Annotated in this window: 18 protein-coding genes and 7 tRNA genes; 7 read left to right on the plus strand and 18 right to left on the minus strand. The window is 58.3% G+C overall.

From position 1 onward, the window contains the following. Positions 1-174 precede the first annotated feature (174 nt). Positions 175-1,554 carry an IS1380 family transposase gene (locus ACWHY3_RS12300; protein WP_399590022.1) on the minus strand — a complete coding sequence of 460 codons (1,380 nt, stop codon included), beginning with the start codon at positions 1,552-1,554 and terminating at the stop codon, positions 175-177. Between the two features lie 177 nt (positions 1,555-1,731). Here ACWHY3_RS12300 and ACWHY3_RS12305 point away from each other — a divergent pair, with 177 nt between their 5' ends. From ACWHY3_RS12305 to ACWHY3_RS12320, 4 genes are all read left to right on the plus strand, one after another. Beyond that, positions 1,732-4,092, plus strand: coding sequence for a tyrosine-type recombinase/integrase (locus tag ACWHY3_RS12305; RefSeq protein WP_289124397.1), 2,361 nt, complete (start codon positions 1,732-1,734; stop codon positions 4,090-4,092). After that, positions 4,089-4,556 carry a hypothetical protein gene (locus ACWHY3_RS12310; RefSeq protein WP_289124399.1) on the plus strand — a complete coding sequence of 156 codons (468 nt, stop codon included), beginning with the start codon at positions 4,089-4,091 and terminating at the stop codon, positions 4,554-4,556. The genes ACWHY3_RS12305 and ACWHY3_RS12310 overlap by 4 nt, the downstream gene beginning before the upstream one ends. A gap of 222 nt (positions 4,557-4,778) precedes the next feature. Then, a complete protein-coding gene (locus tag ACWHY3_RS12315; RefSeq protein ID WP_448126647.1) occupies positions 4,779-5,864 on the plus strand; it encodes an OprO/OprP family phosphate-selective porin in 1,086 nt (361 codons plus the stop codon). A 135-nt stretch (positions 5,865-5,999) separates the two neighbouring features. Then, positions 6,000-7,379, plus strand: coding sequence for an IS1380 family transposase (locus tag ACWHY3_RS12320; protein WP_399590022.1), 1,380 nt, complete (start codon positions 6,000-6,002; stop codon positions 7,377-7,379). Between the two features lie 269 nt (positions 7,380-7,648). On the opposite strand, the gene ACWHY3_RS12325 is transcribed toward ACWHY3_RS12320, so the two are convergent. The 17 genes from ACWHY3_RS12325 to ACWHY3_RS12405 all read right to left on the minus strand — a co-directional run bounded on the left by ACWHY3_RS12325 (position 7,649) and on the right by ACWHY3_RS12405 (position 15,963). Beyond that, the gene (locus tag ACWHY3_RS12325; protein WP_448128161.1) at positions 7,649-8,134 is read right to left on the minus strand and encodes a Kiwa anti-phage protein KwaB-like domain-containing protein; all 486 of its coding nucleotides are present in this window, start codon (positions 8,132-8,134) and stop codon (positions 7,649-7,651) included. 77 nt (positions 8,135-8,211) lie between these two features. Beyond that, the gene (gene tnpA / locus ACWHY3_RS12330; protein WP_087721126.1) at positions 8,212-8,643 is read right to left on the minus strand and encodes an IS200/IS605 family transposase; all 432 of its coding nucleotides are present in this window, start codon (positions 8,641-8,643) and stop codon (positions 8,212-8,214) included. Positions 8,644-8,741: 98 nt separating this feature from the next. After that, positions 8,742-9,200 (minus strand): hypothetical protein, encoded by a 459-nt coding sequence (locus tag ACWHY3_RS12335; RefSeq protein WP_448126648.1) that lies wholly within the window; start codon positions 9,198-9,200, stop codon positions 8,742-8,744. Then, positions 9,197-9,790 (minus strand): hypothetical protein, encoded by a 594-nt coding sequence (locus tag ACWHY3_RS12340; RefSeq protein ID WP_087721092.1) that lies wholly within the window; start codon positions 9,788-9,790, stop codon positions 9,197-9,199. Before ACWHY3_RS12340 ends, ACWHY3_RS12335 begins: the two co-directional genes overlap by 4 nt. Positions 9,791-9,883: 93 nt before the next feature. Further along, positions 9,884-10,743 (minus strand): IS5 family transposase gene (locus ACWHY3_RS12345; RefSeq protein ID WP_110650779.1). Its coding sequence is split into 2 segments (ribosomal slippage): positions 9,884-10,374 and positions 10,374-10,743, totalling 861 coding nucleotides; the frame shifts between segments, so codons are not numbered across the junction. Beyond that, positions 10,701-10,967 (minus strand): hypothetical protein, encoded by a 267-nt coding sequence (locus tag ACWHY3_RS12350; RefSeq protein ID WP_448126649.1) that lies wholly within the window; start codon positions 10,965-10,967, stop codon positions 10,701-10,703. The genes ACWHY3_RS12345 and ACWHY3_RS12350 overlap by 43 nt, the downstream gene beginning before the upstream one ends. Positions 10,968-11,340: 373 nt before the next feature. Then, positions 11,341-11,428, minus strand: a tRNA-Ser gene (locus ACWHY3_RS12355). 138 nt (positions 11,429-11,566) lie between these two features. Beyond that, complete coding sequence (locus tag ACWHY3_RS12360) at positions 11,567-12,127, minus strand: nitroreductase family protein (RefSeq protein ID WP_448126650.1); 561 nt, start codon at positions 12,125-12,127, stop codon at positions 11,567-11,569. A gap of 68 nt (positions 12,128-12,195) precedes the next feature. Then, on the minus strand, positions 12,196-13,035 hold the full coding sequence (queF, locus tag ACWHY3_RS12365) for an NADPH-dependent 7-cyano-7-deazaguanine reductase QueF (RefSeq protein WP_087719584.1): 840 nt from the start codon (positions 13,033-13,035) through the stop codon (positions 12,196-12,198). After that, the gene (locus ACWHY3_RS12370; protein WP_087719583.1) at positions 13,032-13,805 is read right to left on the minus strand and encodes an ABC transporter permease; all 774 of its coding nucleotides are present in this window, start codon (positions 13,803-13,805) and stop codon (positions 13,032-13,034) included. The genes queF and ACWHY3_RS12370 overlap by 4 nt, the downstream gene beginning before the upstream one ends. Further along, positions 13,802-14,785: an ABC transporter ATP-binding protein gene (locus ACWHY3_RS12375; RefSeq protein ID WP_448126651.1), complete on the minus strand. Its 984-nt coding sequence runs from the start codon at positions 14,783-14,785 to the stop codon at positions 13,802-13,804. The genes ACWHY3_RS12370 and ACWHY3_RS12375 overlap by 4 nt, the downstream gene beginning before the upstream one ends. Positions 14,786-15,127: 342 nt before the next feature. Next, a tRNA-Gly gene (locus ACWHY3_RS12380) sits at positions 15,128-15,202 on the minus strand. 54 nt (positions 15,203-15,256) lie between these two features. Then, a tRNA-Glu gene (locus ACWHY3_RS12385) sits at positions 15,257-15,332 on the minus strand. Positions 15,333-15,427: 95 nt separating this feature from the next. Beyond that, positions 15,428-15,502, minus strand: a tRNA-Gly gene (locus tag ACWHY3_RS12390). A gap of 54 nt (positions 15,503-15,556) precedes the next feature. Next, positions 15,557-15,632 (minus strand) — tRNA-Glu (locus ACWHY3_RS12395). Between the two features lie 158 nt (positions 15,633-15,790). Further along, positions 15,791-15,865 (minus strand) — tRNA-Gly (locus ACWHY3_RS12400). A 22-nt stretch (positions 15,866-15,887) separates the two neighbouring features. Beyond that, positions 15,888-15,963, minus strand: a tRNA-Glu gene (locus ACWHY3_RS12405). Positions 15,964-16,144: 181 nt separating this feature from the next. Between ACWHY3_RS12405 and msrB the strand changes: the two genes are divergently transcribed. The 3 genes from msrB (at position 16,145) to ACWHY3_RS12420 (ending at position 19,054) form a co-directional block, all read left to right on the plus strand. Beyond that, positions 16,145-16,543 (plus strand): peptide-methionine (R)-S-oxide reductase MsrB, encoded by a 399-nt coding sequence (gene msrB / locus ACWHY3_RS12410; RefSeq protein WP_087719581.1) that lies wholly within the window; start codon positions 16,145-16,147, stop codon positions 16,541-16,543. Positions 16,544-16,668: 125 nt separating this feature from the next. After that, positions 16,669-17,613: a ribosome biogenesis GTPase YlqF gene (ylqF, locus tag ACWHY3_RS12415; RefSeq protein ID WP_087719580.1), complete on the plus strand. Its 945-nt coding sequence runs from the start codon at positions 16,669-16,671 to the stop codon at positions 17,611-17,613. Between the two features lie 214 nt (positions 17,614-17,827). After that, positions 17,828-19,054 (plus strand): pyridoxal phosphate-dependent aminotransferase, encoded by a 1,227-nt coding sequence (locus ACWHY3_RS12420; protein ID WP_087719579.1) that lies wholly within the window; start codon positions 17,828-17,830, stop codon positions 19,052-19,054. Positions 19,055-19,213: the final 159 nt, after the last annotated feature.

Genomic DNA, 19,213 nt, shown 5'->3' on the forward strand with positions numbered 1-19,213 from the left:
CTTATCAGGATCGGCTTCTTCAGCGCGAATAGCTGTTGAGTAATGCCAAAACGCTGAAATTTCCCCGCTTCCTTATAGCTCTTTGGAATCAATGGCGACCGTCCAAGCAGCCGTGATCGCCGCCCGCCGCTCCGGTCGCTCGCTTTCTGATGCTGTGGTGGTCTCGCAGAAGCGTCAGCTCAGTGCGGTCAGCTTCGGCAGCCCCTTCAGCAGCGTCGGCCACCACTTGTCGGCGGCGGCACCCAGATGAACGGTGATTCGCCGAGCGTGCAGTCTCAGCGTGGCGGCGACCTTCAGCACCTGCTCGCGCATCCGGCTGAGGCTCCAGCCTTGCCGGGTCTGCCGCTCCAGCAGGCAGCGCAGGCCATGCAGGACCTGGTAGGCGTAGAGGCTGAGCAGCAGGCTCACCTCGTTGCGTGCCATCACGTCCTGAACGGTGGAGGCGCCGCGATCGGTCGACGAGAGGTGCACGTCGAGCGCCGACTTCACCTCGCCCATGTGCGCCTCGGCGCTGCCGCGCTTGCGGTAGAGCGCCAGGACCTTCTCCGGCGGCCAGTCGAACTTGCCGAGGTTGGTGACCAGGAAGAAGGCATGCAGCAGCAGGTCATCGGGGCGTTCCTGCACCACCAGCACCACGCGACGCGGTGCCGACCAAGAGCCCGCTTGATACTCCAGATCGTGGCACCACTCGCGAGGCTGCTCGGGTGGCCGGCCGGGTGGCCGCTTCAGGTGCGGTGCCGCCAGTTTCTGCAGGCCGGAGTGACTGCGCAGTCGGCCCAGGTACTCGATGTCGCACTCTTCCAGGGCCTCCAGCGTCGCGTTGTCGGTGAAACCGGCGTCGATGCGCACCCGAACCTGGGCGCCGGTGCTCTCGTTGAGTCGCCGCACCAGATGCGGGATCCAGGTGTCGGCGTTCTCGGCCGGGCCGGCGTTGCCCTCGCGCAGCAGGCCGCCCACCATGTCGCCGGTTTCTGCCAGCGAGGCGACCAGCGGTGAATAGATCCGCGCGCCGTACAGGCCATGATAGGCCGAGCCGCCCTGGTGGCCGTGGACCTCGATCGGCAGGCCGTCGATGTCCAGCGTCAGCTGCTTGGGGCGCTCGCCGTTCTTCAGCGCGGTCAGGCGCCAGATCACCAGTCGCAGCAGGCCTTCGTGCACGGCATCGATATTGTCGCAGCGCCCGAGGCAGGTCAGCAGCCGCGACAGCGTGGCTTGAGAGGGCCGGTCCTGGGCCAGGGGCGTTGTCCCGCGCGCATCGCTGCAGGCCAGCTGCCAGAGCGGATCACGGCGCAGCGTGTCGGTATCGCTGAGGTCGATCCAGCCCATCGCACGCTGCAGCACCAGGGTACGCAACTGGCTGGCCAGCGAATGAAGGATGCGCAGCGGGTGGCGTCGATCGACCAGATTGTCTTCCAGCGCCTCAATCACGCCGCTGTTGTCGAGGGCCTCACGCAACAGCAGAGCGCCGCTGTCGCTGGTAGTGCGCTGGCCGCTCAGCTCAACACGGACAGCGCCGTTGCATGAGGGCGTCCAGGTGGATAGGCTTTCACCCATAGCGGATGGCTCTCTTGGTTCAGATTCTTGGCGGAACACACTGAATTTTCAAGAGAATACCATCCGCTATCTTCGTTTTCGGGCCGGCCTCATGAATAAGCCGGGTTCAAGCTGGCCGACATCAGCAGATGCTTAGGATTCAGCGTAGCCACCGTGTCAGGGTATTCGCGCCATTACGTGGCCGCATTAGCCGAAGAGCTTCTGAACACTTCTGTCGACACCCGTGAGGCCTATGAAGGCTGGCGTCGTGACTTCAATACCTTCCGCTATTCTCTTGCCAATACGCGGCGCTCACGTGAAGTTCTCACGCGACTCACACGTCTGACCATTGAGCACCTCCACCGCGAGGGCCATACAGTCGCTTATAGTGAGGTTCTGCGGCTCTCCGAGCACAACGATCGTCGCATTAAGCAAGAGATACGTCGTTGGGAAGAAGAAACGGGGCATCAGGCGAGACCATTGCGGGTATGGAAGGATATCACTCTGCAGATGGTGTTCGACAGCGTATCGCCGGCACTCCATCACCTGCCGTTGACCTTTCTGGAATCACCGAGCATGGGGCAGTATTTCAAGGAGTCACAACGACGAATGATACACTCCATTTCGCAGCCGAAACTGCGAAATGTGGCCTTCTTTGTCATGACCTTCGCCGACGGAAATCGGCGCAACGACATCACCTTCTTTGCCAGCATGTCGCGCTATCTGAAACTGTTGAAGCTACCGGATATCGACGCACTAGACCCCGAAGTGTTTTACCGAAGATACCATGATGGAGAGGTAGTGCCGGAAGAAGGCTCACCCAAACGCGGTCGGTTCCTGCAGACCTACTTCCGCCTGCTGCGCAAACAAGAGGATTACCTGCTCAGACTGACGCCCGAGCAGCGCCGGGCCGTGGCGCCCTGGCAGCTCAGTGGATTGAAGGATGACCACTTCTGGCACCGCTCCACCATCCACCGAGACGTGAGAACCGACCAGAGGATGCGTCGCAAGGCAGCGACCGCCGTTGTCCACGATCGATTCTATCTGCTTCGTGATGTGGCCGAGCGTCGATGCACTCAGGTCGAGCGACTGCATACAGCCTTCCAGGATGCCATTGCCCATCATGAACGGGAGGGGGAGGCCCTGCCGATGTCATTCTCGATCACCGATGAAACGGTATCAACATCAGGCCGCACTCGACCGACACAGCAGCATTTCAGGCTCTGGGATGCAGCAACATTGCGTTCTGTGCATGAGCCCGTGGCAGAAGACTTCTATTATCATCAGGATCAGCGTCAGCGTATACGTGCGACGGTATGTGACCAGGCAGGTTACTTCCTAAGCTATGAGAGTGGCCATGCTCGCAATGATACCACTTTGATAGAGCCCTACTGGTTCATCGAGCTTCTGCAGGCCAATGTACTGAAGTCTCAAGTTACCGATTCTGACTTTCTGACGCTTAACGGCTACTCAAAGGGGGCTTTCCAACTTCCGCCCCAATCAACTTGGGGGCTGTCGACATCCCATTGGTTGGAGCGAATCTCGCGGGATATTGGCATAACCTTTATTCCACTGGAGGCACTCAGGCTAGCTGCTCTCGTCGGGCATGCGGCCATTCAGATCATGACCAAGACCGGTGCTCGCATGAACGAGTTCCTGCAGATCAGATTGAGTCAAGAGCACTTATCACGAGTGCTGCTCGCCAAGGAGCGTGAAGCGATTGCCTTCCGCGCGATCCCCAAGGGGCGCCAGGCAGAGGAACCCTATTATATTGACGAACGCTGCATGAGAGCGCTACATGCCTGGTGGAAGTTCCAACGAGAGCGGGGACAGAGCCTGGAGACCATCCCGCCTACCAGAAGTTTACGGCATAAACTTCGACCGGCGCCCTACTTATGGCAGCATGCCGGAAGGCATTTCAGCCATAAGGATATCAATGCGACGATGTCTATCATGTTGCACGGTATCTCGCTGCAAACTGCTGCCGGTGAGGCCGTACGGGTCACCTCCCACCTGCTGCGCCACGGCTTTGCCACCGAAATGCGGGCGTTAAACACGCCTGTGGATGTGATCGCACTACTCATGAAGCAGCGAGATGTGCGAGTGACCGAATACTATTCCCAGCCGACGCCGGCCAGGCTGGTGGAGTTGCAACGAAAGATCTTTGAAAGCCGTGTGGATCTGTCCCGTACCCATATACGATCCCCAGCGCAAATCCGGCGGCAGGTCGAAGCCGCGCAGGAGCAGGTGGGTGCACTGATCCCGGTTATCGGTGGACGTTGCACAGTGGCCAGTCAGTGTCCCATCAAGTTCGCCTGCATCGGCTGTGCCGGGAATGCACCCGACTGGCGCAAGCGCGACCAAGTTATCATCTACCGGCAGGCCTGTGCGCAGATGGCAGAAATGGCGGAAGCACAGAACCTACCCGCGGAAGGGCGCAAGGCAAAGGAAGCCATGTTGAGCTGCGACGATGTGCTGGCCGAGATGGAACTTCTTGAGCAAGCTGATCAGGCGGCAGCAAATCCCGTCATACTGATCATCGGGAGGAAGGAGAGATGACACGACAATCCAGTAAGGCACGTTCAGAGGCTGCGATGGCTGGTTTGAAACGCAGTCATCAGCAGCGTCGCAATCGAAGCGTTACGATCGTGCGCCGGGCGATCAGTCGGCTACAAGAAATCGACAGCCCCGTGACGCTGGGACGTATTTCGAGAATATCGCATGAACTCTCCGACACGGGAGTTGGTGTTTCCGAATCCACCATTCTTCGAAATCCTGAATGCCGTCAATTATACGAAGAAGCCGCCCAACCTGTTCGCCGGCGGCGTACTGTTGGTCGGCCACTTGCTCGCGAGGTGGAAAGACCCAGCGATGCGGAGCGGCGTCGCATGCATTACTTGATGCGCCAAACCAAAGCTGAGCTGGCCGCCCGCATTATCGCTGTGGAGCGAGAGCTGGCTTGCTCCGAAAAATCGAATGGAGTCCTGCGCGATCAGATTATCCGGGAAAAGTTGGGTCTATAATCACCTTCTCAATTGTTATTTGTCAGAGTCCTGGGACTTAAGCGGCGAACTCTTAGCTTGACCAAGAATAGGGCCGCAACACCTAGCGCCCCAGAACCTGTCACTGACCCGGACCGGCGCCCTGTTTTGATGCCATTCTCTGTAACTATTCTGTAATCTTTGCCAAGTAGGCTTTAATAGCGCTTCAACACACATAAGCAAACCAAAAAGGTGAGACAGATCATGAGCAAGAAATATTTGGGCTTGGCTTTGGCGATTTCTGCCGCTTCTGCTGCACAGGCCGGAACCGTTACGACCAGCGGCAAAGACCTTGTGATCGATACCGAGAGTGGTATCAAGGTGATAACGTCGGATAAATCAGCGTCTTTTCAGCTCGGCGGGCGCATTCAGTGGGATTACGACGCCACGCAGTCTGACGACAACGGTGTTGACACTACCGATTTCGACGTGCGCCGGGCACGCCTCTACGCCAAGGGCCACTTTGGCGACTGGGCGTACAAAACCCAGTTCAACGTGGCTGAGAGTGATGGCGCCGACGGCGGGACCGCTGAGGACCTGTACATTCGCTACCTGGGATTTGGCTCGACGGCAACCGTGACTATTGGTAAGCAGAAAGAGCCATTCGGCCTGGAACAATTAACGAGTTCAAAAGACATCTCGGCCCTTGAGCGATCCGCCATGACCGAGCGTTATACCCCCGGTCGCAGCGGCGGCATCCAGCTCAGTGGCAAAGGCAGCAACTGGACCTACGGTATCGGCTATTTCGAAGCAGACGGCAATGGCAGCGACGACTTCAATAACACGGCAGTAACCGCACGGGGCACGTTTGCACCGATTCAAACGAATAGTCTGGTTGCTCATCTTGGTGCGGGCTATACCACGCGTGACGCCGACACTCAGGCCGATGAGGTCGACACGTTTAATCTGGAGCTCGCCGGCGCTTCCGGGCCCTTCCATGCCCAGGCCGAATATTTCGATTCCGAAGAAGGCCAGGTGGATGTTGATGGTTATTACGTACAGCTTGGTTGGGTTGTCACCGGCGAAAGCCGTCCTTACAAGGCTGGGGCGTTCAAGCGAGTGGAACCGTCATCGCCCAAAGGAGCCTGGGAAGTTATTGCCCGTTTTGAAGATGGCGACGGAAAATACAGTGATGTGGGGCTGGCCACAACTGACGGTAAGCAAACAACACTGGGCGTTAACTATTACGCCAACAAGAATGTTCGACTTGGAATGAGCTACATGGATGGCGAAGAAGCCAATGGCGCTAGCGGAGATGAAGTGCGTGCGAGGTTGCAATATGCATTTTGAACGCATGGGAGAGTGCTTGGTTGAGCTCACCCCGGCTTATTCATGAGGCCGGCCCGAAAACGAAGATAGCGGATGGTATTCTCTTGAAAATTCAGTGTGTTCCGCCAAGAATCTGAACCAAGAGAGCCATCCGCTATGGGTGAAAGCCTATCCACCTGGACGCCCTCATGCAACGGCGCTGTCCGTGTTGAGCTGAGCGGCCAGCGCACTACCAGCGACAGCGGCGCTCTGCTGTTGCGTGAGGCCCTCGACAACAGCGGCGTGATTGAGGCGCTGGAAGACAATCTGGTCGATCGACGCCACCCGCTGCGCATCCTTCATTCGCTGGCCAGCCAGTTGCGTACCCTGGTGCTGCAGCGTGCGATGGGCTGGATCGACCTCAGCGATACCGACACGCTGCGCCGTGATCCGCTCTGGCAGCTGGCCTGCAGCGATGCGCGCGGGACAACGCCCCTGGCCCAGGACCGGCCCTCTCAAGCCACGCTGTCGCGGCTGCTGACCTGCCTCGGGCGCTGCGACAATATCGATGCCGTGCACGAAGGCCTGCTGCGACTGGTGATCTGGCGCCTGACCGCGCTGAAGAACGGCGAGCGCCCCAAGCAGCTGACGCTGGACATCGACGGCCTGCCGATCGAGGTCCACGGCCACCAGGGCGGCTCGGCCTATCATGGCCTGTACGGCGCGCGGATCTATTCACCGCTGGTCGCCTCGCTGGCAGAAACCGGCGACATGGTGGGCGGCCTGCTGCGCGAGGGCAACGCCGGCCCGGCCGAGAACGCCGACACCTGGATCCCGCATCTGGTGCGGCGACTCAACGAGAGCACCGGCGCCCAGGTTCGGGTGCGCATCGACGCCGGTTTCACCGACAACGCGACGCTGGAGGCCCTGGAAGAGTGCGACATCGAGTACCTGGGCCGACTGCGCAGTCACTCCGGCCTGCAGAAACTGGCGGCACCGCACCTGAAGCGGCCACCCGGCCGGCCACCCGAGCAGCCTCGCGAGTGGTGCCACGATCTGGAGTATCAAGCGGGCTCTTGGTCGGCACCGCGTCGCGTGGTGCTGGTGGTGCAGGAACGCCCCGATGACCTGCTGCTGCATGCCTTCTTCCTGGTCACCAACCTCGGCAAGTTCGACTGGCCGCCGGAGAAGGTCCTGGCGCTCTACCGCAAGCGCGGCAGCGCCGAGGCGCACATGGGCGAGGTGAAGTCGGCGCTCGACGTGCACCTCTCGTCGACCGATCGCGGCGCCTCCACCGTTCAGGACGTGATGGCACGCAACGAGGTGAGCCTGCTGCTCAGCCTCTACGCCTACCAGGTCCTGCATGGCCTGCGCTGCCTGCTGGAGCGGCAGACCCGGCAAGGCTGGAGCCTCAGCCGGATGCGCGAGCAGGTGCTGAAGGTCGCCGCCACGCTGAGACTGCACGCTCGGCGAATCACCGTTCATCTGGGTGCCGCCGCCGACAAGTGGTGGCCGACGCTGCTGAAGGGGCTGCCGAAGCTGACCGCACTGAGCTGACGCTTCTGCGAGACCACCACAGCATCAGAAAGCGAGCGACCGGAGCGGCGGGCGGCGATCACGGCTGCTTGGACGGTCGCCATTGATTCCAAAGAGCTATAAGGAAGCGGGGAAATTTCAGCGTTTTGGCATTACTCAACAGCTATTCGCGCTGAAGAAGCCGATCCTGATAAGCGATGCCACCAGTCAGTACCTTCAGACCGCTCAATCAGCACCCTCGTGAATGAGGCGGGGTATGGGCTATAAAGAGCAAAGCGGCCGCACATGATTTATGGCACATCTACAGTGTGTTGAACGTCATAAACATTTTCTTGAAAATGTGAGATCAAACGATGATCGAGGAGAGCTTGAAATATATCTCGACAAGCATCTTCAGTAACAACAATCCTATTATTGCCATCAACCGAGATATTAAGCTTTAGCCGATCCTTGTTTGCTATCAAACTTTTAATAAAATCGGAGTTTCTATAATACCCCTTTTCCTGAATAGCAGCCGCTCTCCTTAGCTGAATTTTATCTCGACCAACATATTTCTTAATCGGCTCAACATCGTCGAAAAGATCCACAAAATCTGAATCTTGGTTAAGCTGATCAAAGTTATCCAGATGAGCCTGCTTATAGTTAAGAATAGACTCACAATTATTCTTGTGAAGCGCAAACACAGTGGATCCACACACCAAAACATCAAATGTTTTTTGGATAGAAAACGTATCCGCCTCCTCAACCTCCAGCTCTTCATCCCGAAAAGTAAGTATCCCCCGGCAAAGCCGGGGGCTTTATATTGTTAGCCCCTCAAAGGGGCAAGAATCTGAGCCGCCTGAAGGCGGCTGCCTCACATTCCAAACTTGAGCTGATCATAATGCTCATCCACCTTTTCCTGATTCCGGATATAGGCCCTTACCATTCCTTCATCAAGCCCTACTGTCGAGACGAAATAACCTCTCGCCCAGAAGCTTTCACCAGAGAAATTTCGCGATCTGCCCATGAAATTTCTGGCTATAGATATCGCACTCTTACCTTTGATGTAGCCAACCACATGTGACACCGAGTGCTTCGGAGGGATGCTGATACACATGTGAACGTGATCACGCATCAGGTGCCCCTCTACGATCTGGCACTCCTTCTGTCTTGCCAGCTCATGGAACACCTCACCAAGGTGTTTTCGGATACCACCAAAGATCGCCTTCTTTCGCTTTTTGGGGATGAACACGACATGATACCTGCAGTTCCATGTTGTGTGAGCAAGACTCTGGTACTCTCTCATTGGGAACTTCCTATCTCTTGGCCGAGATTGGAGGTTCCCTTTGACCGCATCACACGGTCAAACCTCGGGTAGTCCCCCGGCAAAGCCGGGGGATTACCTTATTTATTTACAGAGATTACATTGCGACGCTTAACATTCTTCCACTCTGGAGGAGTCCTTTTTATCCCATAGACGACCCCACCATTCCTTACAAATTTAGCCACATAAAAAACGGCATTTGTAAGATGCTTCACTTTATCTATTCTTCTTTTATCATCTTGTTCATAACAGGCATCGACAATCAACCCCACATGCGTTTCTTCAAAGGGTATAGTAAGAGCACTGCCTTCATTGTTTTGTGCCAAAATGTTGTACGGCGTTATCTCTGTTACGTCCTCAACAACGGTCTGTGCTACCTCTGACAAGCCATCATCAAGATATTGTCCCGTCTCTACCCAGCGCCCAGTATATCTTGGAAGCTGCTTATTATTTGCATCCACACCAGTCTTGAATACCCAAAGATGAACATTGGCGCTATCAAAATCAAACTCTTTGAGAGATTTTAAATCATCACTCATTGTTCCCTCCGCACTATCATTACATCCTGTACTTTGTTATGATTTACGTACTCTGTAGGAATAACTTCTGAATTAGATAGCATAACACCCGTTCGTTTAGCCCCATTATCCCCTAAAACATAAGAAACCTCATAAAGCTTCCAGTTGAAGACAGCAAGCACGGGATTCAAAATAGCCCGCCCCGTCTTGTAGGTTATCCAAAAAAGCCACATTAAAAAAACTAAATACCCAAGAAACTCTTTGGACTCTGAGTACTCTATGGATATAAATGCAACCAGATAAGGCAAAACATAATTCATCAAATCCATTGGCACATGTTTAACTTCGACAACCTTGACTTCATGCTTACATCTGATCCGGCTGAGAATCCAAAGGGACAAAAGCAGACAAGACAAGCAAAAAGCAACCGCACCAAAACTCAAGAAAGGATTAGAGAACGGTATGTAGCATGTTCTCTCACCAGAAAAATACCCCCAGCAAATATCATCACTCAGCGCAACCTCATCAAAGTCCTTAATCAGAAGGATTATGCTAAGCGGCAAATATGATCCGCAAAAAATAAAAAAAGCTGAGAGAATCTTAAGCTGCATTTTTCCATCTCAGGATAGATGAAAAATAAAATAGGAAAAACTTTAACAAAGCGCTCTCCCTCTTTAATAGACCTAATTATTCACAACACTTTCCTACGCTCTGTCTGAAAAATAGACCCGTAAACAGCGCTCGATGCAGGCCAGCGTGACCATGGCACGGTAACTTTTTGCCAGCTTGTCGTAGCGAGTACAAAGTCGCCGCTTTTCCTTCATCCAGCCAAATAGACGCTCTATCACATTGCGACGCCGATAACGCGGGCGCTCGAACAGGCGGGGTAGTCCTGGCTTGGGGCGACGGTGCATCTGTCGGTGCCGGATCGTCGGTCGTATTCCGTACCGGTCGCAGTAGCGACGCAATCGATCACTATCGTAACCTCGGTCGGCCAGCAGATGGCGGCAGCGCTTGCGGGGACGTCCCGTATGACCTGGCAAGCGGATCTGCTCCATGACAGGAACGAGATAGCGTGAATCGGCATGCTGACCAGGCGATAGCAGGAAGCTCAGGGGAACGCCATTGGCATCGCAAACCAGGTGAATCTTGGTGGTCAGGCCGCCTCGGCTTCGTCCAAGCGCATGGCCTACCCGTTCTCCAGAGCCCCTTTTTTACTGCCACCAGCGGCAGAGCGAGTCGCTCGAATCGAGGTGGAGTCCACCATCCAGGTATCGAGATCCATGTAACCATCTTCCCGAAGCTTCAGGTGAAGGCGTGACAGGCTGCGTTCGAGTGTGCCGTCATCTCGCCACTGACGAAAGCGCTGGTAGACCGTTTTCCATGGGCCGAAGCGTTCGGGCAGATCCCGCCATTTGGCGCCGGAACAGAGGATCCAGAAGATGCCGTTGAGCATCTGCCGGTCATCGCGGCGTGGGCGTCCACGCCCAGCGGGCGTGCCAGGCGAAACGATATCTTCAATCAATGTCCAACCCTGATCGGAAATCTCGTAACGTCCTGCCATGACAATACCTCCAAGTCTGAGGGAGGAAAGGCTAGCAAGACATCATTTTTCAGACAAAGCGTAATCCGAATCTCACACCGCTCCAGGATCTTCACGTCCTTCATGTCCTGAGGCTTAATCAATTCTTTCTCATAGCGCTGGTTATCGCTGATCTGAAGCCAGGCGCCGGCGGCCACGCGCAGCACCCGCTTGATGCGCCACTCGCCGTGCACCAGCAGGTACATCCCCTCGTGCAGCGGATTGCGGCTTCAGTTCGTCTTTTTCTCCGAGAAACCAGCACCAATCCCACTGTGTCAGCTGCATGGGTGTATCCGAAGAGAAAGCTAGAAACGCTATGTCACCACTCCCAAGCTCACGGCTGCTCACAAAACTTAGGACGACAGTACCGAAAACCTGAACGGCTGTCATTCCTGAATTAGGAAATGACTGCTCAGATGAGGCATAGCTGCAGGAAGAGCGACAGCACGGGAGAAAGGCCGTCCAAGGACGTCTTGAAGGAGCCTATGGAAGCCAGGTGCTAGGTGTGGGTCAAAGTGTGGGTCAAAAAGATACAGACAAAGAAAAAGCCGCTGAAATCAGCGGCTTAATCAAAATTCGTGGCGGAGGGGGAGGGATTCGAACCCTCGAAGCCTTTCGACTTACACACTTTCCAGGCGTGCTCCTTCGACCACTCGGACACCCCTCCGCATTGTCATTCCGTTCGCAATGGCTGTGCCGCTGCGTTCAGAACGGCGCACATAGTATCGAGCTAAACCTGTGATCGCAAGCCATTTTTCCTTTTCCGGCGACCTTTTACGTTATTCGTGCACGACAGGCCGCCGAGTCAGGACCAGCGCTCCACGTATTTGTCCGGATTGCGCGCCGGCGCGCTGGGGTAGCGCCCTCCTGCCTGGCCCAGGTAGAGGTAGCCGATCAGCTCTTCATGTTCGCCGAGGCCGAGACCACGCCACACGATCTTGTCGTGCGCGTAGGTGCCGGTGCGCCACATGGCGCCGAGCCCCTGCGCGTAAGCGGCATAAAGCATGGCATGGGCGGCACAGCCGGCCGAGATGATCTGCTCTACCGGCGGTACCTTGGGCAGATCGGGGGTGATTCTGGCGATCACGGCGATGATCATGGGGGCGCGCTTGGGCTTCTTGCGGGCGGCGTCGAGGCTACCGTCGTCGATATGCGGGTTGGCCTGGTAATCGGACTGGGCGAAGAGTTCACCCAGCCTATCGAGCCCTTCCCCGCTGATCTCGATGAATCGATATGGCGTCATTTCCTTGTGATCCGGCGCCCGCAACGCCGCGCGATAGAGCGCGTCCAGCTGCTCGGCGGTCGGTGCCGGACCGGCCAACTTGCCCATCGAGCGGCGCTCGTGCAGCAGTGTCATGGCATCCATGTGTAGCTCCTTCGACGATACCGGTAATGAGACTCAATGCCTGGTCGCCTGACTCTACGTCAAAAGCGTCATTGCCGCAGCAGCCGTGCGGGCAGTTCCGGCGCCCAACCCGGCGTGGCACGCCATGGGTTGATATCCAGCCCGCCGCGACGCACGTAGCGTGCCATCACCAGCAGCGCCTGCGGACGGCAGCGCGCCATCAGGTCGACGAAAATGTGCTCGACGCAGTGCTCGTGGAAGTCCTGATGCTGGCGATAGGAGACGATGTATCGCAACAGGGCGGCGCGATCGAGCCGCGGGCCACGGTAGGCGATCAGCACGCTTCCCCAATCCGGCTGGCCGGTGACCGGGCAGTTGGATTTGAGCAGGTGGGAATGCAGCGTCTCCTCGACGACATCGCCCTCGTCGCAGGCAAGCAGCGCCGGTGACGGCGTGTAGCGGTCGATATCGACTTCGATCTCGTCGATGCACTCCCCAGCCGTCGGCCGGGGCGCCAGCGCGGCGTCATCGACACCAAACAGCTCCACGGTGACCGGCGCTCCGGCGGCCGCGCTCAGGTCCCGCTGCAGGAATTCGATCACCGCCTCGCGGTCGGCGAACGTCGTCTGGTTGAAGCTGTTGAGGTAGAGCTTCCAGGACTTGGATTCGATCAGCCGGGGCGAGTCTGCCGGCAACCGGAAGCGCGCGACGGCCACGACCGGCTTGCCGCGCAGATCGAGCCAGGAGAGTTCGAACGCCCACCACTCGTCGCCACCCACGAAGGGCAGCGACGATGCCTCGATGCCCAGCGGCGCACGGTTGGCCGCGCGCTCGATGGGAAACAGCAGCGAGGCGTCGTAGCGCTCGGGATAGCTGGAGACTTCCCCGAGCGGTGCGTCGACCAGGGTCTGCGGTCGATCCTGGTTCATGAGCGAATCCCCTTGCCGCGATTGAGCATCCACAGCGCCAGGAACCAGAACGCGACGATGAAGATGGCAATGGCGACCAGCGCGCCGCCGACGGGAATGTCGGAGATACCGAGAATGCCGTAGCGGAAGGCGTTCACCATGTAGAGGATCGGGTTGATCATCGTCACGTTCTGCCAGAACTCCGGCAGCAGATCGATCGAGTAGAACACGCCGCCCAGGTAGGTCAGCGGTGTCAGCACGAAGATCGGAATGATCGAAATGTCGTCGAACTTCTTCGCCAGCAGGGCGTTGACGAAACCGCCGATCGAGAACAGCAAGGCGGTCATGATCACCACCATCAGGGTCAGCAGCGGATGGTGAAGGTCGAGATGGGTAAAGAACAGCGACACCACCGTCACGATCAGCCCCACGCCGAGCCCGCGCGCCGCCCCGCCGATGACGAACCCGGCCAGGATGACCCAGTTGGGCATCGGCGAGACCATCATCTCTTCCACGCTGCGCTGGAACTTGTTGGAGAAGAACGACGAGGCCACGTTGGAGTAGCTGTTGGTGATCACGGACATCATGATCAGCCCCGGCACGATGTAGGACATATACGAAATGCCGTGCATCTCGCCGACGCGGGAGCCGATCAGGTTGCCGAAGATGATGAAGTACATCGTCATGGTGATGGAGGGCGGCACCAGCGTCTGCGGCCAGATTCGCAGGAAACGGCGTACTTCCTTGACCACCATGGTCCAGAGAGAAATCAGCAGTTGCCGGGTATTCAAGACGCCGTCTCCTTGGCCTGTGGGGATGTCTCGGGTTGCTTGTCGATACCGGTCGCGGCCTCCGGCTGCGAGGTCATCGACACGAACAGTTCTTCCAGCCGATTGGCGCGGTTACGCATCGAGAGCACGCGTACGCCCTGCTCCGTCAGTTGCTGGAAGGCGTCGTTGAGATCGGTGCCTTTCCGTACCGACAGCGCCAGCTGGTGCGAGTCGACCCGCTCGATCTCGAAGCCTTGGACCAGCGGCGCCGTCTCCAGCGGCTCGGCAAGATCGAGCAGGAAGGTTTCGGTATCCAGCTCGGTCAGCAAGCCCCGCATCGAGGTGTTCTTGATGATCTCGCCGCGATTGATGATCGCGATGTTGCGACACAGGCTCTCGGCTTCTTCGAGATAGTGCGTGGTCAGGATGATCGAGGTGCCCTCTTCCTCGTTGATCCGCCGCATGTATTCCCACATGCTGCGACGCAGTTCGATATCCACGCCGGCGGTAGGCTCGTCGAGAATCAGCAGACGCGGACGATGGATCAGCGCGCGGGCGATCATCAGCCGGCGCTTCATGCCGCCGGAAAGCATGCGGGCGGCGCCGTTGCGCTTGTCCCACAGGCCAAGATCCTTGAGCAGGCGTTCGCAGCGCGGCCTGGCTTCCTTCATCGGCATGCCGTAGTAGCCGGCCTGGGTGAGGATGATGTCCTCGACCTTCTCGAACTGGCTGAAGTTGAACTCCTGAGGCACCACCCCAAGGGCGTATTTGGCCTTGGCAAAGTCCTGGTCGATATCGATGCCGAGGATCTTCACCTGCCCCGCCGTTTTCTGGACGAGGGAGCAGACGATGCCGAGCGTGGTGGACTTGCCTGCCCCGTTGGGGCCAAGCAATGCAAAAAAATCGCCCTGAGCGACATCGAGATCGATGCCCTTCAGGGCCTCAAATCCATTACCGTAGACTTTGGTCAGCCCGCGGATGGACAGTGCCGGTTCTGCCATCAGGGTTTCCTGCCATGTTTATGAAATCAAGGTTCGCAACATCAAGCGATACGAGGTGCCAGCCAATATGGGGGCAATCCCGCCGGGTTCAATCTTTAGCAGACGAATGGATGGCCCGATAAGAACAACGTCGGAAATTCCGACTACGCCGCAATGCCGCCAGCCTGATCCGAGAGAAACCGAAGAGAGTGGCGCCCGGGGTTCGAACCCCTGTTACCGCCGTGAAAGGGCAGTGTCCTGGACCACTAGACGAATGGGACGTAATTTGGAGCGGGAAAGGAGATTGACCGGGCTGGCGTTCCAGCTCACGACCCTCGATCACGCTTCAGATATCACAGAAACTGGAGCGGGAAAGGAGATTCGAACTCCCGACCCTCGCCTTGGCAAGGCGATGCTCTACCACTGAGCTATTCCCGCTTATCGCTGTCGACACCTTCCGGCGGCGACATCATGACCTGGCGATCATGAAAGTGGCGTCCCATAGGGGGTTCGAACCCCTGTTACCGCCGTGAAAGGGCGGTGTCCTGGACCACTAGACGAATGGGACGCAAAAGAAGAGATGCGATATGGAGCGGGAAAGGAGATCGACCGGGCTGGCGTTCCAGCTCACGACCCTCGCCTACCGTTCCTACGCTTGCGATATGGAGCGGGAAAGGAGATTCGAACTCCCGACCCTCGCCTTGGCAAGGCGATGCTCTACCACTGAGCTATTCCCGCTTATCGCTGCCGGCACCTTTCGGTGACGACGCCATGATCTGGCGATCATGAAAGTGGCGTCCCATAGGGGGTTCGAACCCCTGTTACCGCCGTGAAAGGGCGGTGTCCTGGACCACTAGACGAATGGGACGCATATTGGAGCGGGAAAGGAGATCGATCGGACCGGCGTTCCGGCTCACGACCCATACTGCCTATCTGACGCTACCAAAAAATGGAGCGGGAAAGGAGATCGATCGGACCGGCGTTCCGGCTCACGACCCATACTGCCTATCTGACGCTACCAAAAAATGGAGCGGGAAAGGAGATTCGAACTCCCGACCCTCGCCTTGGCAAGGCGATGCTCTACCACTGAGCTATTCCCGCACCGTACTTCGCTTGAACCGAGTGGCGTCCCATAGGGGGTTCGAACCCCTGTTACCGCCGTGAAAGGGCGGTGTCCTGGACCACTAGACGAATGGGACGTGATGTCTCGGCTCCGTCGAAGTGGCGCGTATGTTACTGAGCCGTTTTTGAGGTGTCAAGCGATTGATTTCACCGATTTTCACCACAACCCAATCAAGGCTGGTCAGCGGCCGACAAATGGCCTGTAATGCAGGGCACGCAGCCGAAGCGAATAGTGCCAAAGCGATGAGGAGAGCGAACATGAGCAAGGTACAGAAGACAGAAGCCGAGTGGCGCGAGCAGCTGACTCCCGAGCAGTACCACGTCACCCGCGAGAAAGGCACCGAGCGGCCTTTCACCGGCGACTATCAGGTCGAGCCGGTCCAGGGCATCTATCATTGCATCTGCTGCGGCGCCCCGCTGTTCGAGAACGAGCACAAATTCGAAGCCCACTGCGGCTGGCCGAGCTTCGACCGCCCCTTGGCAGCGGCAGCAGTCGAGGAGCATCAGGACGACAGCCATGGCATGCGCCGGATCGAGGTGACCTGCCGGCGCTGTGATGCGCATCTTGGCCACGTTTTCCCGGACGGCCCGGCGGAAACCACCGGCCAGCGGTACTGCATCAACTCCGTGGCGATCACGTTCCACGCTGGCGAATAATCCACGCCGTCGGTTCACGCCGCGCGGGCAGCCATTCTGGTAAGATGGCTGCCCGTTTTTCGTTGGGCTTGCCCGACAGGTAAGACGCAGTCATCGCAGGCATAAAAAGTAGGCAGGAGACAGGTATGCTCGGCTGGTATCCCGGACACATGAACAAGGCGCGGCGCCAGATCACCGAGGCGCTGCCGGAAATCGACGTGGTGATCGAAGTACTCGATGCCCGTCTGCCCTACTCCAGCGGCAACCCGATGCTGGCCGAACTCACCGAGCACAAGCCGGTCCTCAAGATTCTTTCCCGCGCCGATCTGGCCGATCCCGAAGCCACGAAACAATGGGTCGCGTTCTTCGACGCGCAGCCGGACAGCCGCGCCATTGCCGTCACCACCACCCAGGCTCGCGAGCTCAAGCAGATCCCGGCGCTTTGCCATGAACTGGCAGGCCAGGTACGCGCCGACCGCGATGTCCGCGTGATGGTGATGGGCATACCCAACGTGGGTAAATCGACCCTGATCAATGGGCTGGCCGGCCGCAAGATCGCCAAGACCGGCAACGAGCCGGCGGTGACCAAGCGCCAGCAGAAGATCCGAATCGACGGCCGCGTCTCGCTGATCGACACGCCAGGCGTGCTGTGGCCCAAGATCGAGAACCAGGCCAGCGCCTATCGACTCGCCGCCAGCGGCGCGATTCGAGACACCGCGATCGAATACGTCGACGTTGCCATCGTCTGTGCCGCCGAGCTGGCCAAGCGCTACCCCGAAAGCCTGCGCGAACGCTACAAGCTCAGCGAACTCCCCGTCTATGTGCCCCCGACCGACACCGACATCGTGGACGCCGACGGCCCCAGGCTGGTCGACCTTCAGGCCAGGGCCGGCTTCGACGGGCACGCGATCATGAACGAGATCGCCCGCAAGCGCGGCGGACTGAAGGCCGGCGGTGTGATCAACCTGCATCGCGGTGCGGAAGTGCTGCTGCACGAGCTGCGCGACGGCAAGCTGGGCAGGCTCACCCTGGAACTGCCCGAAGACATTCCCGAGCCCATCGAGGAAGCCCTCGACGAATCCGAAGGCTGACCCTCCCCCTGCTGAGCTGGTGAAATCCTGCCGCTTCTGCCCCTTGCGCCGCGCCCGCGCGGCGTTATGCTGGAACCTCGGCGACGCAGCCCGCCGAGAAGATACTGCCTGAACGCCTTCAAGAATGGCTCATGGCTTCATTCAGTACTTCCCTGACCCTCTAACCTTTATCCACCCGCCTGACTTTTTAGGCTGTGCAGCATACGGAAGCCCCATGAACAGCCCCATTCGGAAATCGCACAAGCTCGACAATGTCTGCTACGACATTCGCGGGCCCGTTCTCGATCATGCCAAGCGGCTCGAGGACGAAGGCCATCGCATTCTCAAACTGAACATCGGCAACCCAGCGCCCTTCGGTTTCGAAGCGCCTGAAGAGATTCTTCAGGACGTGATGCGCAACCTGCCGACAGCACAGGGTTACTGCGACTCCAAGGGGCTCTACTCGGCGCGCAAGGCGATCATGCAGGAGTGCCAGCGCAAGGGGATTCCCGGCGTCGGCGTCGAGGACGTGTTCATCGGCAACGGGGTTTCCGAGCTGATCGTGATGGCGATGCAGGCCCTGCTGAACGATGGCGACGAGGTGCTGATCCCCGCCCCCGACTACCCGCTGTGGACAGCTGCCGCCAACCTGTCCGGCGGCCACCCGGTTCACTACCTGTGCGACGAGGCCGCCGACTGGTCGCCGGATATCGCCGATATCCGCGACAAGATCACGGCCCGCACTCGCGCGATCGTGCTGATCAACCCCAACAACCCCACCGGCGCCGTCTATCCGCCGACCGTGGTCAAGGAGATCCTGACGATCGCCCGCCAGCATGGCCTGGTCGTGTTCTCCGACGAGATCTACGACAAGATCCTCTACGATGGCACCGAGCACGTTTCCACCGGCGCCCTGGCCGAAGACGATCAACTGGTCGTGACCATGAACGGCCTTTCCAAGAGCTACCGCTGTGCCGGTTTCCGCTCGGGCTGGATGATTCTGTCCGGCGGCCAGGGCAAGCAGAACGCCGAGGACTTCATTCAGGGGCTGAATATGCTGGCCTCGATGCGCCTGTGCGCGAACGTGCCGGCGCAGCACGCGATCCAGACCGGGCTTGGCGGCTATCAGTCGATCAATGACCTGATCCTGCCCGGCGGGCGCCTGCTGGCCCAGCGCGATGTGGTGTTTGATAAGCTCAATGCCATTCCCGGGGTTTCCTGCGTCAAGCCCAAGGGCGCGCTCTACGCCTTCCCGCGGCTCGACCCGGAGGTCTATCCGATCCACGACGACGCCCAGATGGTGCTCGATCTGCTGCTGCAGGAGCGCATCCTGCTGGTGCAGGGCACGGCCTTCAACTGGTCGACGCCGGATCATGTCCGCATCGTGACCCTGCCCTGGGCGGATCAACTGAGCGATGCCATCGACCGCTTCGCTCGCTTCCTGTCGCGCTACCGTCAATGATTCATGAGGCCGCGCGTCGCTGCGCGGCCGCTTCCCCTCTTGAAACCTATTCGCGAAAATCGTATCTAACGGTTCATAACTGCCTGATTATCGGGCGATAACGCATAACAGGCTAACTAAGACTATCGCGCAAGGCGGTGGTAGCGCTTTTCCACGACT

The sequence above is a fragment of the Salinicola sp. NYA28a genome (assembly GCF_976982775.1).

Bases quoted from the DNA above. Each gene is read 5' to 3' on its own strand.
- ACWHY3_RS12300 (WP_399590022.1), bottom strand. From the start codon at position 1,554: ATGGGTGAAAGCCTATCCACCTGGACGCCCTCATGCAACGGCGCTGTC.
- ylqF (WP_087719580.1), top strand. From the start codon at position 16,669: ATGCTCGGCTGGTATCCCGGACACATGAACAAGGCGCGGCGCCAGATC.
- queF (WP_087719584.1), bottom strand. From the start codon at position 13,035: ATGAACCAGGATCGACCGCAGACCCTGGTCGACGCACCGCTCGGGGAA.
- ACWHY3_RS12340 (WP_087721092.1), bottom strand. From the start codon at position 9,790: ATGCAGCTTAAGATTCTCTCAGCTTTTTTTATTTTTTGCGGATCATAT.
- ACWHY3_RS12320 (WP_399590022.1), top strand. From the start codon at position 6,000: ATGGGTGAAAGCCTATCCACCTGGACGCCCTCATGCAACGGCGCTGTC.
- ACWHY3_RS12335 (WP_448126648.1), bottom strand. From the start codon at position 9,200: ATGAGTGATGATTTAAAATCTCTCAAAGAGTTTGATTTTGATAGCGCC.
- tnpA (WP_087721126.1), bottom strand. From the start codon at position 8,643: ATGAGAGAGTACCAGAGTCTTGCTCACACAACATGGAACTGCAGGTAT.
- ACWHY3_RS12360 (WP_448126650.1), bottom strand. From the start codon at position 12,127: ATGGATGCCATGACACTGCTGCACGAGCGCCGCTCGATGGGCAAGTTG.
- ACWHY3_RS12420 (WP_087719579.1), top strand. From the start codon at position 17,828: ATGAACAGCCCCATTCGGAAATCGCACAAGCTCGACAATGTCTGCTAC.
- ACWHY3_RS12375 (WP_448126651.1), bottom strand. From the start codon at position 14,785: ATGGCAGAACCGGCACTGTCCATCCGCGGGCTGACCAAAGTCTACGGT.
- msrB (WP_087719581.1), top strand. From the start codon at position 16,145: ATGAGCAAGGTACAGAAGACAGAAGCCGAGTGGCGCGAGCAGCTGACT.
- ACWHY3_RS12315 (WP_448126647.1), top strand. From the start codon at position 4,779: ATGAGCAAGAAATATTTGGGCTTGGCTTTGGCGATTTCTGCCGCTTCT.
- ACWHY3_RS12310 (WP_289124399.1), top strand. From the start codon at position 4,089: ATGACACGACAATCCAGTAAGGCACGTTCAGAGGCTGCGATGGCTGGT.
- ACWHY3_RS12350 (WP_448126649.1), bottom strand. From the start codon at position 10,967: ATGTACCTGCTGGTGCACGGCGAGTGGCGCATCAAGCGGGTGCTGCGC.